The following is a 17,865-nucleotide window of genomic DNA, read 5'->3' on the forward strand; positions in this document are numbered from 1 at the left end:
AATGAGAACTTGAATAAAGATCTCAATTTTTTGGCCACTTTTACCCAATGGCGTATTTTTGGCCACAAGCAGTTAACAACTGTGTTACCAGTCTATTTTTTACATATCCGCAACCTAATATTGTTGATTTTAATTAGTTATCCTGTTCCATGAATGCTATTTTATTGGCGCCAATGATGGATTTATCTCACAAATGAGACAGTTATGTTGAGTAATATCCTCAATTACGAGCACTTCGAGGAGAGTCAGAGTGAATTGGAATAAGTTGAAAGTACTAAGTTGCGCGGTTGCACTTAGCTTTCCAGCACACAGTCAAACATTAGAGCAAGCTGTTGCTCACACGATCACCACTAACCCAGAAATTAAAGCGTCTTACAACGAGTTTAAAAGTAAGTTTTTTGATGCCGAGGCATCGTCTGGTGCTTATATGCCCAAGCTTGATTTGGATGCTGGTATCGGATACGAAAATGTCGACCTTGCATCAGGAACTAAAAACGAGCTAACTCGAAAGGAAGCGACCCTGTCTCTAACACAGTTGCTTTGGGATGGCTCTGCGACACTAAACGATATGGATCGCACATCAGCTGATGCTGAGTCAGTTCGTTATCAACTATTGTCTGACGCTCAAGACATCGCTTTAGAAGTTACCAAAATTTATCTTGATGCAACCAAAGCTTATGAAGTTCTGGCACTCTCCGAGAGTAACTTGGCGGTACACAAAGACATCTATCGAGACATCAAAAAGCGTGTCGATTCGGGTATCGGCTCTACCGCAGATTTGACTCAGGTAGAAGCGCGTCTAGCAAAAGCCCACGGCAACTTGCTCGCAGCACAAAACAACTTGTTTGATGTACACACTCAATTTAAGCGTATTGTTGGTCAGGCACCTCAAGGTCTCACCTTCCCACGCGCCGACCAAACCGCCATACCTTTCACCGTTGACGACGCGCTAGAGCAAGCGTTCGATGAACACCCCGTTGTTAAAGTCGCTCAAGCAGACGTTGACTCTGCACGCTTCCAATACGATCAGAGTAAAGGGGTAAATTATCCGACGCTTTCAATTGAAGCAAATCAAACTTGGCGTGATGATGCCGGTGGCATCAGAGGTAAAAGTGATGAGTTCTCAGCTATGCTGCGGATGCGTTACAACCTCTACAATGGTGGCTCAGATTCTGACAGAACTGAGAGTGCAGCATACCAACTGAATAAAGCAAAAGACTTCCGTGATCGCACCTTCCGCAGTGTTGAAGAAGGGTTGAGATTGTCTTGGAGTGCGCTGGACCTAACAGTACAGCAAAAAGAGTTCTTAGCTGACCACGTAGACTCGGCATCAGAGACGGTGATTGCGTATGAAAAGCAATATCGCATTGGTCAACGTACCCTACTCGATGTACTCAACACAGAGAACGAACTCTTTGAAGCACGTAAGGGCTACCTTGATGCTAAGTATGACGAACAATACGCCAAGTATCGTGTAATGAATGCGACCGGTAATTTACTCGCTGCACTGCGCGTCGACACACCTGCCGAGTGGAATGAGGAAGTAGAGTACTAATATGAACAAGACACTTTTATCACTACTTATCACAACAACCTTGATCGCAACGCCGGCATTGGCAGAAGATGAGTATGAGTACATCGAGACACCGACACCCAATCAAATCGACGATTTACTGGATGAAGATAGAGATGGCGTAATCAATGCTCGTGACCTTTGTCCTCAAACGCCATTAAAAGCAGAAATCGATAACGACGGTTGTGGTACCTATATCAAGACCGAAGAAGAGTTAAAACTGCACATTTTGTTCGCCAATGACTCGTCAGAGATTCAGCCGGCGTTCTTGGCACAAATTCGTGAGATGGCAAGCTTCCTTGAAAGTTACCCATCAACATCGATTGAACTCCAAGGTTATGCAAGTAAAGTCGGTAGCGCTGATTACAATTTAGCACTGTCCGAAAGACGTGCTAAAGCAGTTGAAGCATCACTGCTGGCAAACGGTGTAGCCTCAGACCGAGTACGCATTGTTGGCTTTGGCGACACGCAATTGGAAGCCTACGGTGACGACGAAGTCAGCCATGCGCGCAACCGTAAAGTGGTTGCCAGTGTCGTTGGCCACAAAGGCAATGTTAAAGAAGAGTGGACCATCTTTACTAAGATCGAAAAGTAAACACACAACTGATTAAAAGGGAGCAAATGCTCCCTTTTTTATTGTTGATTGATACTGATGGATGCTACCCTAGCGGCAATTCTATCTGAGAGAGCAACCTAATGAGCAAATTAACGTCTGATATTCAAGCAAACCTTGAACTCTTCGTTGCAGAGACCCAGCAAAACAAATTGGTTTGGGGTATGCGTAATGAAGAAGGCTGGCTATCGTGTGATTCGACTGAATTTGAAAACAGCGAAGTGATGCCGTTTTGGTCATCCGAAGCAGATGCCAAGGCGCACAACGTTGAAGAGTGGGCTGACTTTGAAGTATTGGAAATTCCGTTAGATATCTTTGTTGAAGATTGGTTGTTAACACTGGCTGAAGATGGCGTACTAGTTGGAACAAACTGGAATGACCAACTTGAAGGCAAAGAGATGGAGCCTTCCGATCTTGCTAAGATGTACCTCGCGTAAGCTTAAGTTCGAGAGTAAAAAGCGTCCAAATTTGGACGCTTTTTTGATCTATTTTGAAGGCTTGTCAGCACTTTGTTTGCTGACCAATTGAGCCATAATCGCGTCTTTGTTATCAAGATACTCTTGTAAGCCTGCGCGACGTAAATCGCACGACGGGCAATCTCCGCAGCCATCCCCGACGACACCGTTGTAACAAGTCAGGGTTTTCTCTCGAACCAGATCAAGCGCCTGATACTGGTCGGCTAACGCCCAAGTTTCTGCTTTATTTAGCCACATCAGTGGGGTTTCGATTGCCAGCTCGCGATCCATCCCTTTCACTAAGGCACTGTTCATCGCTTTAACGAACTCATCACGACAATCTGGATAGCCAGAGAAGTCGGTTTCACACACACCAGTAATGATGGATTGTGCGCCAATCTGGTAAGCATAAATGCCGGCCAAAGTCAGAAACAAGATGTTACGGCCTGGCACAAACGAGTTGGGCAATCCATTTTCTTGTAACTGATGTGAGACGGGAATGTCGTCTCGAGTGAGTGAGCTGATGGCTAGCTCGTTGAGTAAGCTAACGTCCATCACTTTGTGCGCTGTCACACCCAGTTCTTTCGCCAAGTTTTGCGCCACCTCAATCTCTAGCTTGTGGCGTTGGCCATAATCAAAGGTGATTGCGTGGACTTCGTCATACTCTTTGAGTGCCTGTACCAGGCAAGTGGTTGAGTCTTGGCCGCCACTAAATACCACTACCGCAGTTTTCATGTCTGTTTCCTTTAAGCAATGCTGAGATATTTGTGCGTCTGAACCGACAAGCGCCAGTTGCGCGCCACACACACATCAATACATAACTGAGTGGCACGTGCTTTTTGGCTGATAGGCTGAAGAGCGATCACGGTGGTTGCAGGCACTTTGGCACGTTCAATTAATGCATCCAATTGATCAATGTCTTTTTCAGTCGCAACAGGGTGTTTGATTTCGTTGGCTCGCAACAGTGCACTATCAAGTACAGGCAACTTACCTTTCATTGCCACCTTTGGTGACACTGTCACCCACGTATTTTCTGTGGCTAATACTGGTGACGTACCACTGGTTTCAATTTGACACTGACAACCAATCGACTCAAAAGCTTCAGTCAACGGCCGCAAATCATAAATGCAAGGTTCACCGCCAGTAATGACAATGTGTTTGGCACGGTAACTCTGCTGGTGATATTGATTAACGATATCCTGAGCCGACACGCTGCACCACGTTGGCGAGTCTGCGGTTTTGACTAAGATGTCGCCGATGGAACGTTCATCTTCAGGCAATGCCTCCCAGGTTTGTTTGGTATCGCACCAAGCACATCCAACCGGGCATTCTTGCAGACGCACAAACACAGCAGGAACGCCGGTAAACACGCCCTCGCCCTGAATCGTCTCAAACATTTCGTTAATCTTGTACAACTTTGTCTCAGCCTAAATCATCATCAAATTTTTGCAGGAACGAGACCTTAAAGGAGTCGTCTGAGAAGATCAACTAATTCATAAATTGATCATTGTATCCGCAGCCATTATTCTGGGTTCTTTTGCTGATTTTCAATTCAAATTATTTTAGGTAAGTTATGTATAAACTCATTGCCCTTGATATGGATGGTACGCTGCTCACCAGTGACAAAACCATTAGCGACAACACCAAACGCGCAATAGATGCGGCGAGACAACAAGGGGTGAAAGTGGTGCTTGCCTCAGGCCGCCCTCTCGATGGGATGCAAGCCAAACTAGATGAGCTGAATATTGATGGCGATAACGAGTTCGTTGTCTACTTTAATGGCTCTATGGTTAAAGAGTTAGGCAGCGACAAACTGATCCACACCGCCATTATTGATGGTGCAAAGGCTAAAAAAGTGGCAAATTTGGCTAAGGAACTTGGATTAGACTGTCATGCTTTCAGTACAGAGCATGGATTGATTACTCCCAAGATGAACCCGCACACCGATGTTGAAGCCAACATAAACCAGATTCCAGTAACAGAAATGGCGTTTGACCAATTGGCGGACGATCACCCTATCATCAAGGCAATGATTGTGGGCGAGCCTGAAAAGCTCACCGCTGGCATTGGCCAAATTCCAGACGAGTTCCACCAGGCCTTCACCATAGTGCAAAGTGCACCGTTCTTTCTTGAATTTCTTAACCTAGACAGCAATAAAGGTGTGGGTGTGGGTGCAATTGCCGAATATTTGGGGATTCGCGCCGATGAGGTTATTTGTGTTGGCGATGCAGAAAACGATCATCACATGCTGCAATATGCCGGCCTTGGCGTGGCGATGGATAACGCGATGCCGCAAACCAAGCAGATTGCGGATCACATTACGGCGAGCAATAACGACGATGGCGTCGCCAAGGTCATTGAGCAGTTTATTCTTAACGCTAGCTAATAACTCTGCGCCAAGGCTAACTGGTCTTGGCGCTTTTTTGTACCAACAAGGTAAACAGTAATATCAGCAACGGATAACGTAACGTCTCGATGGTTAGATTGACGATTCCGCTACTCGACAGCCCCTCAGCCAGCAGAGACATTACTTGATACGCAGCCAACAAGGCTATTACCCCAAGTAGCATGGTATTGGTGGTAATAGTGGTGTGCTGTCGCCACCAACCCACAACGCCTAAAATCGTCACAATCACCGCCAACCAATAAGTAAAGACGGGGATCGGCCAAAACAGTGTTGTCGTGACACTCACTGCCAATAACATTAGCCACACCGATTTAGAGAGCATCAAGCTGTCCATATCCACATCAGGTTTGAGCTGCAAGCGAAGCAAATGCCAAGCGCACAAGCTACCCAGTAACGCACCACTGAGCCCATCGACGATAAAGCTAGCACCCGCATAAAACTGGGCAACCATCAACCATAGCAAAACGCCGATAAACGCTGCACTCCAGCGATTTGGCGCTAAACGCTGATAGGCGTTGAGTAGCAAAATTCCGACACACGCCCACAATGCGATAGGCAAGCTAGGCAGGCCAAATCCATAACTACTGCTCAGGGCTATTTCTGGCAGGTAGGCCTGTGGTCTTGGCAGCGCAAATCCCTGTTGGGCAATGAGAGTTAACAATGAAGTGATAGTGATTGCTAGAACCACTTGATAACTAAACTTCGCTCCTAATCGCCAAAACAGTATCGGAAACAACACCAAGCCAAGTAAAGGATGCGCCAGCAATAAACCCATGCCAAACAAAGACTCCACCCCAGCTCTGATTGGTTCCGGTAACCTGATAACACCATGTTGAAGCTCGACCAACCACTGCAATTCAAATTGTTGCCATTTGGGTGCTGCGGCCACCATATTGTCGACATACAAGGTCGGTTGATCGCTGGCAGTGTCGATGATGCTGACCAGCCAAGCTAACTGATCCGGGAATCGGTACATAAACGCAGGCACGTTGCTCGGGTCGACTAACATCGCCGAAGCCACCTCCACGCCATAATGGGGCGCAAACCAAATTGGTAGCTCGTTACCGCCTAAATCGTTATCAAACTGATACGCCACGATGTCAGAATCGCTGACACAATCGTAAATGATTGCGTTATCTATTCGAGCCAGCTCTTGTTTGATACTGACCACCAAACCTGTTTCTTCCCACGCTTCTCGCTGCGCAGCAAGCTTAGGGTCTTCGCCCTTGGCAACGCCACCACCGGGCAGGGAAAGTTTTTTGGTGATGATCTCGTTGACCATCACCACTTGTTCGCCTGAGCGAATCACACAAACGGCACCTTTCACTGGCTCGCTCGGCTCTGCGTTGACGAGACTCGACATCAACAGAGCGACCAGCGTTAGCCATGCTCTAACCCACTGACTTGCTAATTTCATTCTATTCAATCTCGTTGCTCGTTATTGCTTTTCGCAGCCAATGAATGTGGTGCTCAAACCCTGCCTGATGATAAAACTGCACAGCCTGCTGATTGAAGTGCCAGACCTCAACAAACATCTGTTTTACTCCGTAATCGTTAAAACGTTGTTCTAATTCACGGATGAGCTTGGATGCAATACCGTTTTGACGTTCACTGACCAAAACATAGAGCTCGTCGATACTGCCCATCTGAACAGGCTGACTGACCGACGAGACCAGCTCACAAAAATGCCCAGTAACGAAACCAAGAACCATCTGACCCTTAGTTGCGACTAAGACCAAGCAGTCTGGGTTGTCGAGGTAGCGAGCAATGCTCTTCTCTTGTTCAATCTCTTCTGCGCTTTTGAAATGCTCCGGACAGCGCTGATGATGCTCTTGGTGCAGCTCAAACATCATCTGATTGAGCTGCTCGAGGTCATTGGCTGTTGCTGAGCGGATGGATAGTGCTGGCATGAATATTTTTGCGTTACAAATAAAGTACCAGTGTGGCGTTTTCGGCTCTATTTGGCAATAAAAAAGCCCCGAACATTCGGGGCTTTGCTCAAAGTACGATTGAAAATCACGAGTTGAGCGCTTTTTCAATTTCTTCAAGACTGGTTGGGTCATCAATCGTGGACGGAACCGTGTATTGCTCACCGTCGGCAATCTGGCGAATGGTGCGACGCAAGATTTTACCGGAGCGAGTCTTAGGTAATCGCTCAACAACCAAAGCGTGCTTGAAGCAAGCTACAGCGCCAATTTGATCACGAACTTTACCCACTAGCTCACCCTCTAACGCGGCATCATCCACTTTTACCCCATCTTTGAGCACCACAAAACCGAGCGGCAACTGGCCTTTCAGCTCATCGTGAACGCCAACCACCGCACATTCGGCAATCGCTGGGTGTCCACCGACAATTTCTTCCATTTCACCGGTGGAGAGACGATGACCCGCGACGTTGATCACATCATCAATCCGGCCCATGATAAACAGGTAGCCCTCTTCATCAAGGTAACCACCATCACCGGAGACATAGTATCCAGGGAATTGACTCAAGTAACCCGACTCAAAACGATCATGGTTACGCCACACCGTCGGCAAGCAGCTTGGCGGAAGCGGACGTTTCAGCGCCACAAAGCCTTGCTGGTTGGCGGCGACGGGCTCACCGAGCTCGTTAAGTATCTCAACTTGATAGCCTGGTATCGGCTTAGTCGCCGAACCGGCTTTGACAGGCATTAACTCAATCCCAGTTGGATTGCCTGCAATCGCCCAGCCGGTCTCGGTTTGCCACCAGTGGTCTATGACAGGTTTTTGCGCTTTTTCTTTGACCCATTCAAGCGTGGGAGGATCGAGACGCTCACCGGCCATAAAGATCGTTTTCAGCTTCGACAGGTCATATCGCTGTAAGTGTTCACCGTTTGGGTCTTCCTTTTTGATCGCTCGAAACGCGGTCGGTGCCGAGAAGAGCACATCAACTTGGTGCTGTTCGCATACACGCCAAAATGCGCCGGGATCTGGAGTACGCACCGGCTTGCCTTCAAACAAGATCGTGGTGCAGCCATGGATGAGCGGCGCATAAACAATGTAGGAGTGCCCCACTACCCAGCCCACATCCGAGGCAGCCCAAAATACGCCATCTTGTGGAATGTTATAGATTGAGGTCATTGAGTATTTCATCGCGACCGCGTGGCCACCATTGTCGCGCACAACCCCTTTAGGTTTACCAGTGGTACCCGAAGTGTACAGAATATACAACGGATCAGTCGCTAAAACAGGAACGCAGGCATGAGGTAAAGCACGCTCATAAGCGCTCGCCCAATCTAAGTCGCGGGGCTGTTGCAACTCTGCCTCACATTGTGGGCGCTGCAGAACCATCACTCGCTCTGGCTTCCAGCGGCTGTCCATAATCGCCTTATCTACCAGAGGCTTGTAGGGAATCACTTTATTGACTTCAATGCCGCACGAAGCCGTCATCACTAACTTAGGCTCCGCATCTTCCAATCGCACCGCCAGCTCGTTGGCTGCAAAACCGCCAAACACCACTGAGTGGATAGCGCCTAAACGGGCACAAGCTAGCATCGCCATCGCCGCTTCGGGGATCATCGGCATATAAATAACCACACGATCCCCCTTTTCTACCCCTTGCTCGGCCAGCATGCCAGCGATTTTAGCGACTTGGTCACGTAACTCAAAATAGGTGTAGCTTTGTTCAGAGCCGGTCACCGGTGAGTCGTAAATCAGCGCGGTTTGTTCACCACGTCCTTGTTCGCAGTGATAATCGAGAGCGAGCCAAGAGGTATTGAGCAAACCATCGGGAAACCAACGTTCAATACCCTGGCTGTCTTTTGCGAGAATGGTTTCAGGTGCTTTGAACCAATCAATCTTTGTTGCTTGAGCGGCCCAAAAGCCTTGTGGATCATTGGTTGCCCATTGGTATTCTTTTTCGTATGCAGACATATTGCTTCCTCCAGTATGTCTTGAACTTGCAATTAGAGTCAGTTTCTAATTCACAAAGACATCAGAGGGTACACGCACAAATCCCTCCATTAAGATACGAGCACTGCGGCTCATAACGGCTTTTTCTACTTGCCAGCCCTGCTCATCACAGCTTGCTGCGGCGCCCACTTTTAGTGTGCCAGATGGATGGCCAAAGGTGACCGATTTTCGCTCGCCGCCACCCGCAGCTCGATTGACTAACGTTCCAGGAACGCAAGCAGCAGCCGCGATTGCCACCGCAGCAGTGCCCATCATCGCGTGGTGAAGCTTACCCATCGACAAGGCTCGGACCAACAGATCGACCTCTGTCGCGTCAACCGCTTTACCACTTGAAGCGAGATAAGATTTAGCCCCAGCGACAAACGCCACTTTTGGCGTATGTTGGCGACTTTGCGCTTGATCTAGACTATCGATGAGCCCCATTTTCATAGCGCCGTAGGCACGAATTTTCTCGAACGTTTCAAGCGCCTGCTCATCGTTGTTGATCGCTTCTTGCAGCTCAGTGCCTTGGTATCTTAGCGATTCAGCATCAATAAAGATGGTGGGGATCCCTGCATTAATCATAGTGGCTTCAAAACTGCCCACACCCTCTACCTGCAACTGGTCGATGAGATGGCCAGTTGGGAACATCACGCCATCACTGGGCTGCATAAAGTCGACTTGGATCTCGGCGGCGGGAAACGTCACCCCATCGAGTTCTAAGTCGCCAGTTTCTTGCACTTGCCCGTTACGAATCGGGACGTGAACGACAATCGTTTTGCGGATATTGGCTTGCCAAACACGAACCGAAACCACGCCATTTTGCGGAAGCCGCTCAGCATCAATTAAGCCTGCATGTATCGCAAATGGTCCAACGGCAGCCGACAAGTTGCCGCAGTTTCCGCTCCAATCAACAAACGGCTTATCTATCGACACTTGACCAAACAGGTAGTCGACATCATGGTCTGCTTGCGAGCTTTTCGAGACAATCACGGTTTTACTGGTACTCGATGTTGCCCCGCCCATGCCGTCAATTTGCTTGCCGTAGGCATCAGGACTGCCAATGACTCGCATCAGTAACTGGTCGCGCGCTTCTCCAGGCTGCTGGGCAGGCTCTGGTAAATCTGCGAGGTTAAAAAACACCCCTTTACTGGTGCCACCACGCATATAGGTGGCAGGAATCTTGAGTTGACTTGCTGTCATACTGCCTCCTACTGCGCCAAAAAGTCTTGTGCAAAGCGCTGCAAAACACCGCCTGCGTTATAGACGTTAACTTCGTCCTCTGTATCCAGACGACAAGTCACAGGCACATCGAACTTCTCACCACTGGCACGAGTCACCACTAAAGCAAGATCTGCTCCCGGCGTCACATCGCCCACCACATCGTAAAGTTCGCTTCCATCGAGCTCGAGGGTGTTGCGTGTGGTGCCGGATTTGAATTGCAACGGCAATACCCCCATCCCCACCAAGTTGGTGCGATGAATACGCTCAAATCCCTCGGCAACAATCGCCTCAACCCCGGCAAGACGAACACCTTTCGCTGCCCAGTCACGCGATGACCCTTGTCCGTAGTCTGCACCTGCGACGATGATCAAAGGCTGTTTACGATTCATATAGGTTTCAATCGCTTCCCACATCCGTGTCACTTTGCCTTCTGGCTCGATGCGGGCCAAAGAGCCTTGCACCACTTGACCATTTTCTTTCACCATCTCATTGAACAGTTTGGGGTTGGCGAATGTGGCGCGCTGCGCGGTTAAGTGATCGCCTCGGTGAGTGGCATAGGAGTTAAAGTCCTCCTCTGGCACATCCATCGACGCCAAGTATTCCCCAGCGGCACTGCTGGCTAAAATCGCATTTGAGGGAGAGAGGTGATCGGTGGTGATATTGTCACCAAGTATTGCCAGCGGCCTCATTCCAGCCAAGCTTCGCTCACCGGCTAATGCGCCTTCCCAGTATGGTGGACGGCGAATATAGGTACTCTTAGGTCGCCAATCGTAAAGAGGGTTGCTATTGCGTGCGCCTTCATCCAGTTTGAACATTTGGATATAAACCTGGTTAAACTGCTCAGGTTTCACGTGCTTGCCTACGACAGCATCGATTTCTTCGTCGCTTGGCCATAAATCATTGAGGTAAATAGGATTACCATTGTTGTCAGTGCCTAGCGCGTCGCGCTCAATATCAAAGCGGATCGTGCCTGCCAAGGCGTAAGCCACCACCAAAGGCGGTGATGCGAGAAAGGCTTGCTTCGCGTATGGATGAATCCGACCATCAAAGTTTCGGTTGCCGGATAACACTGCGGTTGTATACAAGTCGCGTTCAATGATTTCTTGCTGAATCACTGGGTCTAACGCGCCGCTCATTCCGTTACAGGTGGTGCAGGCATAAGCAACAATACCAAAGCCGAGTTTTTCAAGCTCAGGCAGCAATCCCGACTCTTGTAGATAGAGTTTGGCCACTTTTGAGCCAGGTGCGAACGAGGACTTCACCCAAGGTTTACGAATTAAGCCCAACTCGTTCGCCTTCTTGGCTAGCAATCCCGCAGCCACCACATTGCGAGGGTTACTGGTATTGGTACAAGAGGTGATGGCCGCAATGATCACCGCGCCATCCGGCAAACCGCCTTGCTGCTGGGCGCCACCGTGTGTCGCGATGCCGCGCTGCGCTAACTCAGATGTCGGTAAGCGGCGATGTGGATTGGATGGTCCGGCCATATTGCGCGTGACGGTGGAAAGGTCAAACTCAAGGACACGCTCATACTCAGCCTCAGCCAAGTCGTCGGCCCACAGACCAGTGTGCTTGGCATATTGCTCGACAAGCGCCACCTGTTCATCGTCACGCCCGGTAAGCTTGAGGTAATTGATGGTCTGCTCATCAATATAAAACATCCCTGCCGTCGCCCCGTATTCTGGGGTCATATTGGAGATAGTGGCTCGATCGCCGATGGTCAGATCTTTAGCTCCGTCGCCAAAAAATTCCAGATAAGCAGAGACCACTCGCTCGCTGCGCAGAAACTCAGTGATCGCCAAAACGATGTCTGTGGCTGTAATCCCCGGCTGGCGCTTACCAGTAAGTTTAACGCCAACGATATCAGGCAAGCGCATCATCGATGGCCTGCCAAGCATGACTGTCTCAGCTTCCAAACCGCCTACACCAATAGCAATCACACCGAGCGCATCCACATGGGGCGTGTGGCTATCTGTGCCGACACAGGTGTCTGGGTAAGCAATGCCCTGCTTGGCTTGGATCACGGGCGACATTTTTTCTAGATTGATTTGATGCATGATGCCATTGCCCGCTGGAATCACATTGACGTTTTCAAACGCAGTTTTACACCATTCGATAAAGTGAAAACGGTCTTCATTGCGACGGTCTTCAATCGCGCGGTTTTTTTCAAACGCATCGGGCTCAAATCCCGCATGCTCAACAGCGAGAGAGTGATCGACGATCAACTGAGTTTCGACCACAGGGTTCACTTTAGCAGGGTCTCCGCCTTGCTCAGCAATCGCATCGCGCAATCCGGCCAGATCAACCAAAGCGGTTTGGCCAAGAATGTCATGACACACCACGCGTGCAGGGTACCAAGGAAAATCATGATCTCGTTTGCGTTCGATGATTTGCAACAAACTTTGAGTAAGCATCTCTGGTTCGCAGCGGCGCACCAGTTGCTCCGCCAGCACGCGTGAGGTGTACGGCAGCTTCTCATACGCGCCTGGTGATAAGGTATTGACCGCTTCTCGGGCATCAAAATAGTCAAGATGCGTTCCCGGAAGCGATTTTCGGTATAGGGTATTCACAGTCATAGCAGCTTCCATTCAGGTAATAGCTTGGTAATTGGCTCCCCCAGTTATCTCGGGGGAGCGTTATTGGGTGTTACCTGTCTTCAATTGGTACCCATTGTTGGTGATCTGGGCCAGTGTAGTCGGCGCTTGGACGAATGATGCGGTTATTGGCACGCTGCTCAAAGACATGCGCAGCCCAGCCCGTCAAACGGCTCATCACAAAAATAGGCGTGAACAATTTGGTTGGAATATCCATAAAATGATACGCCGAGGCATGGAAGAAATCGGCATTACAGAACAAGCCTTTTTCACGTTTCATGACCGCTTCAACACGCTCAGAAACAGCGTAAAGATGGGTATCACCCACCGCTTGTGATAACTGCTGCGACCACTGCTTAATCAAGGCATTGCGCGGGTCGCTTTCGCGGTAAATCGCATGCCCAAAGCCCATGATTTTGTCTTTGTTGGCCAGCATCTGCATGATATTCGCTTCTGCTTCATCCGGGGTTTGCCAGTTCTCGATCATTTCCATCGCGGCTTCGTTAGCACCACCATGCAGCGGACCGCGCAGCGTGCCAATCGCAGCAGTAATACACGAGTGCAGATCAGACAAGGTCGATGCACACACGCGCGCCGCAAAAGTAGAAGCGTTAAACTCATGCTCAGCGTAAAGAATCAACGAGCAGTGCATCACTTGTTTGTGCATCTCGGTTGGATCTTTGTCGGTGAGCATTTTAAGGAAGTAACCGCCAATGCAAGTTTGCGATTGATCTTCGGTATCGATGCGCACACCATCATGGCTATAGCGATACCAGTAGCAAATGATCGCGGGAAATAGTGCCAGCATGCGCTCGGTGGCGTCTAACTGCTGAGAAAAGTCTTGCTCTTGCTCTAAATTACCTAGTACTGAACATCCCGTACGCATCACATCCATTGGGTGAGCCGAGGCTGGGATAAGCTCTAACGCCTGCTTAAGCTCTGCGGGAAGACCGCGCAGACTGATTAAACGCGTTTTGTACTCGTCTAACTCTTGCTGATTAGGTAGATGACCACGCAGCAGCAGATGCGCGACTTCTTCGAATTGAGCGTTATTGGCTAAATCGGTAATGTCGTAGCCGCGGTACGTTAATCCAGTCCCGGTTTTTCCGACAGTACACAGCGCGGTGCTACCAGCACTCTGGCCACGCAAACCTGCGCCACCTAATTCTCCACTCTTGTTTGATGCTAGAGACATTTTGAACTCCTTTTCTGTTCGATATTGCTCTCTTAATGGAGCGTTTGTTAATCGAACGTTTTCACGTTATTGAATTAGTTAAGATAGGTTTTCTTGGGCTTTTTGTGTCTATTTTCCTTCCGAGAACAGCTGATCAAGCTTGTCTTCGTAGTCGTGATATTTCAGATGCGCGTATAGGTCTTTGCGAGTTTGCATCTTGTCGATCAGCGCTTCCTGATTACCCACCTCGAGTAGATGCTGGTACACATTCTCCGCCGCTTTGTTCATCGCTCGGAATGCACTCAGTGGGTAGAGCACCATGTCGACTTTCGACTTGGCAAGCTCATCGCAACCATACAGTGGCGTTTGACCAAATTCGGTAATATTGGCCAAGATAGGCACGTGTTTTCCTGTGGCTTGCTGCAATGACTCAGAGAACTGAACGTATTGCTCGAGCTGGGTCATGGCTTCTGGGAAGATCATATCTGCGCCGGCCTCGACACAGGCAATGGCACGTTCAATCGCGCTATCGATGCCTTCCACTGCCAAAGCGTCGGTACGAGCCATAATGACGAAACTTTCATCATTGCGGGCATCGACGGCGGCTTTGACCCGATCAACCATCTCTTGTTGACTGACAATCGCTTTGTTGGGGCGATGACCACAACGTTTTTGCGCCACCTGGTCTTCCATATGCACCGCTCCAGCGCCGGCTTTTTCCATTGCTTTAATGGTGCGCGCAATGTTGAAAGCACCGCCAAAACCGGTGTCGATGTCAACCAGCAGTGGTAAGTCACAGGCGTTGGTGATGCGCTCGACATCGACTAACACATCGTTCAATGTGGTGATGCCCAAATCGGGTAAACCGTATGACGCATTGGCAATTCCGCCTCCAGATAGATAAATCGCTTGATGGCCGACATTTTTGGCCATCATGGCGCAGTATGGATTAACCGTGCCAACAATTTGCAGCGGGTGGTTTTGTTCGACAGCAAGTCTAAATTTTGCCCCTTGAGATAAGCTCATGACTCTTTCCTCTAGTCCTTTAGGATCTGTTGTGCAATCAGTGCGCGACTGCCCGAGATATGGCGACGCATCAGCATTTCAGCTAACTCTTCGTCGCGATTTCGGATCGCTTGTAAGATAAATTTATGTTCTTCGAGTGCTTCAACCGGGCGAGACTGCGCTCTTGGCGATTGATAGCGGTACATGCGTAGCAGGTGATAGAGCTCATCGCACAGCAAAGCAATTAGCTTACTGTTGCGACTCGCCAGAATAATGCGGTAGTGGAAATCAAAATCGCCGTGCTGGTGAAAATAGGATGCGCCTTCCACTTCATCGATATGGTGGGAATGTGTCGACAATACCGCTTCTAAACCAACCAGCTCTTCTGGGGTGATATGTCTTGCAGCTAACCGCGCCGCCATCCCCTCTAGTGCCTCGCGCACCGCATACAGCTCAACCAGTTTTTCTGGAGAGAAGGTGATCACTCGTGCGCCAACGTGGGGAATACGCTCAATCAATCCAAGCCCTTCCACTCGCATGATTGCTTCACGCAAAGGCCCGCGGCTTACCTGATAGCGCTTCGCCAGCTCTGGTTCAGAGATCTTGCTACCGGGTGCAATTTCTCCGCTAACAATGGCCTCCACTAGCGACTCGGTTAAGGTGGCCGACTTAGTGTGTTCTCGCTCTGGCTGAACCTCTCTATGCTGAGTTTTTAGTTCTGTGTTCATTCTAATTTACTCGTTGCCGCCAAGCGGACTGTCTACAATCTTTACTGTTAAAGTTAAAATAGACCATATCATTGTCGACAATCAAGATAATTGTCGACAATTAAGACTAAGGTATAACGCTTTACTGTTATTCTGTGAGTTGTATCAGTGGGTGCTTTGAGACAATCGTTATGCCCGCCACAGACAAATGGCGATTTCTGTTGATTTCGTGATGATCTGTCTAACGATATGTAATTGATAAATAAAACAAATGGTTTGAGCTTGATCTGGATTCATATTCAACCAGCGCCACTCAATTTAACATTTTATTAACTGCATTTTTCAGCAAATATGTGACCGCTTATGAAAACAAGGAGTCACAAATGCAAGTAAGCATCACAACAACTAAAACAATGCTCGCCACCGTTATCAGCACCACCCTGCTCTCTGGGTGTTATTGGGATGATGCGGAAAAAGCAGCAAAACACGTCAGTAAACATATTGATCGCGAAGAACTAGTGAGCCACCTAGTTGAGCTAGAAGCTCGCGCATCAAAAACAACCGATGGCAGCTCAGTCACTCGAGCCGCTGGTAGTGATGGCTATCAATACTCGGTCGACTACATCATCGACACCATGCGTGAACACGGTTATCAAGTGTCGACACAAGAGTTTGATTTCCGCGCTTGGGAAGAACTGGCAGGCACCACACTTAACGTCAATGGCAACGAATTGGTCGGGGTGCGCAGTGCAAAAGAAGGGCAAGAAGCGGATTTTGCCGCTATGTCCTATTCGGGCAGCTCAAACGGCACACTCGCCGCTCCAGCGGTATTCGTAACCCCTGATTTTCGTTTTGATGCCCCGGATTACGACAGCACGGATGGCTGTGAAGCCACTGACTTTGACGGCAAGGCAGTCAGCGGCAAAATCGCGGTTATTCAACGCGGAGGCTGTAGTTTTAACGACAAGGTAGTGAACGCTCAAAACGCTGGAGCGAAAGGGGTAATTGTCTTCAACCAAGGTAATGCTGAGGGACGTACCTCGGTCGTTAACGGTACATTAGGCAGCGATAGCCAAGCCACCATTCCTGCGTTTGGCGCGCGTTTTGAACTGGGTAAACAGTGGTTTGAACTGAGCCAGAATAGCGAAGTACCGGTGGTACTCAATATCAATGTTGAAGATGAAAACGTGGTCACACAGAATGTTATCGCGGAAACCAAAGGAGGCAACCCAGACCAAGTTGTTATGCTTGGTGCCCATTTGGATTCGGTACCCGAAGGCCCCGGCATTAACGACAATGGTTCTGGCACTGCTGGATTGCTCGAGTATGCGGTTACCCTCGCTAACCTCAATGCTCCGGTAAAAAACAAGGTTCGTTTTGCCTGGTGGGCAGCCGAAGAGGCAGGCTTGGTCGGCTCTGAGTACTACACCAACGATTTGTTTGGCTCACTTCGCGCTCAAGCGCAGCAAGAGATCATGCAAGAGCTTGGTATTGAAGACCCGAGTCAGTTGACAGCGGAACAACTCGATTTGGTCGAGGCTCGCTACTACCAGCTTAACAAAGTGAAGCTTTACCTCAATTTCGACATGATTGGCTCGCCTAACTACATCTTCGGCGTTATGGATGGTGATTTGTCTGATACCAAAGACAGCCCAGACAACGCCTACACGGGTGATTTTACCCCGCCATACGGCACCTCTCATATCGAATCCGTCTTCAATCAGTTCTTTGCTAGCAAGTCGGAATCGACGGTCCCACAAGCGCTATCGAAACGCTCTGACTATGCTGGATTTGCTGATTGGGGCGTCGCATTCGGTGGCCTATTCACAGGTGCGGAAAAAACCAAAACCGCCCAAGAAGTTGAGCAGTTTGGCGGCGACATCGATGTGGCCTACGACAAGTGCTACCACCAAGCGTGTGATGACCTGAACAACATCAGCCAAAAGGCGCTGTATGTAAATACTCAGTCACTGGCTTACGTCACCACCTTCTACGCGTTTAGCCAGCCAGTATTCCCACCAGAGCAGCCTCAAGCTGCAACACTGCGCAGCTTCAGCATTGAACCAACCTCCAAACTGCGAATTGGTGAAAAGCTTAAAGCCGCAGACAGCGTGTCTGATCACGATCACTTCCACGGTGACTTTGACCAAGATCGTCACTAATAGCGATGATTTGATGCTTTTTTCAAGCCGTACTTAGTG

15 protein-coding genes are annotated in these 17,865 nt (G+C 49.2%); 5 read left to right on the plus strand and 10 right to left on the minus strand.

The annotated features are described in order from the left end of the window. Nucleotides 1–250: 250 nt before the first annotated feature. From MTO69_RS07185 to MTO69_RS07195, 3 genes are all read left to right on the plus strand, one after another. A complete protein-coding gene (locus MTO69_RS07185; RefSeq protein ID WP_248327849.1) occupies nucleotides 251–1,555 on the plus strand; it encodes a TolC family outer membrane protein in 1,305 nt (434 codons plus the stop codon). A 1-nt stretch (nucleotide 1,556) separates the two neighbouring features. After that, a complete protein-coding gene (locus MTO69_RS07190; RefSeq protein WP_248327851.1) occupies nucleotides 1,557–2,168 on the plus strand; it encodes an OmpA family protein in 612 nt (203 codons plus the stop codon). Nucleotides 2,169–2,269: 101 nt separating this feature from the next. Continuing rightward, nucleotides 2,270–2,623: a DUF2750 domain-containing protein gene (locus MTO69_RS07195; RefSeq protein WP_248327853.1), complete on the plus strand. Its 354-nt coding sequence runs from the start codon at nucleotides 2,270–2,272 to the stop codon at nucleotides 2,621–2,623. Nucleotides 2,624–2,671: 48 nt separating this feature from the next. On the opposite strand, the gene queC is transcribed toward MTO69_RS07195, so the two are convergent. Together queC and queE are read right to left on the minus strand one after the other, a co-directional pair. Further along, nucleotides 2,672–3,376, minus strand: coding sequence for a 7-cyano-7-deazaguanine synthase QueC (queC, locus tag MTO69_RS07200; protein WP_248327855.1), 705 nt, complete (start codon nucleotides 3,374–3,376; stop codon nucleotides 2,672–2,674). A gap of 11 nt (nucleotides 3,377–3,387) precedes the next feature. Then, nucleotides 3,388–4,056, minus strand: a complete 669-nt coding sequence (queE, locus tag MTO69_RS07205; RefSeq protein ID WP_248327857.1) for a 7-carboxy-7-deazaguanine synthase QueE — start codon at nucleotides 4,054–4,056, stop codon at nucleotides 3,388–3,390. Between the two features lie 158 nt (nucleotides 4,057–4,214). Between queE and MTO69_RS07210 the strand changes: the two genes are divergently transcribed. Continuing rightward, nucleotides 4,215–5,027, plus strand: a complete 813-nt coding sequence (locus MTO69_RS07210; protein ID WP_248327859.1) for a Cof-type HAD-IIB family hydrolase — start codon at nucleotides 4,215–4,217, stop codon at nucleotides 5,025–5,027. A gap of 16 nt (nucleotides 5,028–5,043) precedes the next feature. Here MTO69_RS07210 and MTO69_RS07215 read toward each other — a convergent pair whose 3' ends face one another. From MTO69_RS07215 to MTO69_RS07250, 8 genes are all read right to left on the minus strand, one after another. Continuing rightward, nucleotides 5,044–6,465, minus strand: a complete 1,422-nt coding sequence (locus MTO69_RS07215; RefSeq protein ID WP_248327861.1) for a bifunctional NUDIX hydrolase/phosphatase PAP2 family protein — start codon at nucleotides 6,463–6,465, stop codon at nucleotides 5,044–5,046. A 1-nt stretch (nucleotide 6,466) separates the two neighbouring features. Beyond that, the gene (locus MTO69_RS07220; RefSeq protein WP_248327863.1) at nucleotides 6,467–6,958 is read right to left on the minus strand and encodes a GNAT family N-acetyltransferase; all 492 of its coding nucleotides are present in this window, start codon (nucleotides 6,956–6,958) and stop codon (nucleotides 6,467–6,469) included. 106 nt (nucleotides 6,959–7,064) lie between these two features. Continuing rightward, complete coding sequence (locus tag MTO69_RS07225; RefSeq protein ID WP_248327865.1) at nucleotides 7,065–8,942, minus strand: propionyl-CoA synthetase; 1,878 nt, start codon at nucleotides 8,940–8,942, stop codon at nucleotides 7,065–7,067. 45 nt (nucleotides 8,943–8,987) lie between these two features. After that, nucleotides 8,988–10,163 carry a 2-methylaconitate cis-trans isomerase PrpF gene (prpF, locus tag MTO69_RS07230; RefSeq protein WP_248327867.1) on the minus strand — a complete coding sequence of 392 codons (1,176 nt, stop codon included), beginning with the start codon at nucleotides 10,161–10,163 and terminating at the stop codon, nucleotides 8,988–8,990. Nucleotides 10,164–10,171: 8 nt separating this feature from the next. Next, nucleotides 10,172–12,760, minus strand: coding sequence for a Fe/S-dependent 2-methylisocitrate dehydratase AcnD (gene acnD / locus MTO69_RS07235; protein WP_248327869.1), 2,589 nt, complete (start codon nucleotides 12,758–12,760; stop codon nucleotides 10,172–10,174). Nucleotides 12,761–12,830: 70 nt separating this feature from the next. Further along, the gene (gene prpC, locus MTO69_RS07240) at nucleotides 12,831–13,973 is read right to left on the minus strand and encodes a bifunctional 2-methylcitrate synthase/citrate synthase (RefSeq protein WP_248327871.1); all 1,143 of its coding nucleotides are present in this window, start codon (nucleotides 13,971–13,973) and stop codon (nucleotides 12,831–12,833) included. Between the two features lie 108 nt (nucleotides 13,974–14,081). Further along, nucleotides 14,082–14,978 (minus strand): methylisocitrate lyase, encoded by an 897-nt coding sequence (gene prpB, locus MTO69_RS07245; protein ID WP_248327873.1) that lies wholly within the window; start codon nucleotides 14,976–14,978, stop codon nucleotides 14,082–14,084. An 11-nt stretch (nucleotides 14,979–14,989) separates the two neighbouring features. After that, a complete protein-coding gene (locus MTO69_RS07250) occupies nucleotides 14,990–15,685 on the minus strand; it encodes a GntR family transcriptional regulator (protein WP_248327875.1) in 696 nt (231 codons plus the stop codon). A gap of 362 nt (nucleotides 15,686–16,047) precedes the next feature. On the opposite strand from MTO69_RS07250, the gene MTO69_RS07255 reads away from it, so the two are divergent. Beyond that, a complete protein-coding gene (locus tag MTO69_RS07255) occupies nucleotides 16,048–17,826 on the plus strand; it encodes a M28 family metallopeptidase (RefSeq protein WP_248327877.1) in 1,779 nt (592 codons plus the stop codon). The last annotated feature ends 39 nt before the right edge of the window (nucleotides 17,827–17,865 follow it).

The sequence above is a fragment of the Vibrio sinaloensis genome (assembly GCF_023195835.1).
GTDB classification, from domain to species: domain Bacteria; phylum Pseudomonadota; class Gammaproteobacteria; order Enterobacterales; family Vibrionaceae; genus Vibrio; species Vibrio sinaloensis_C.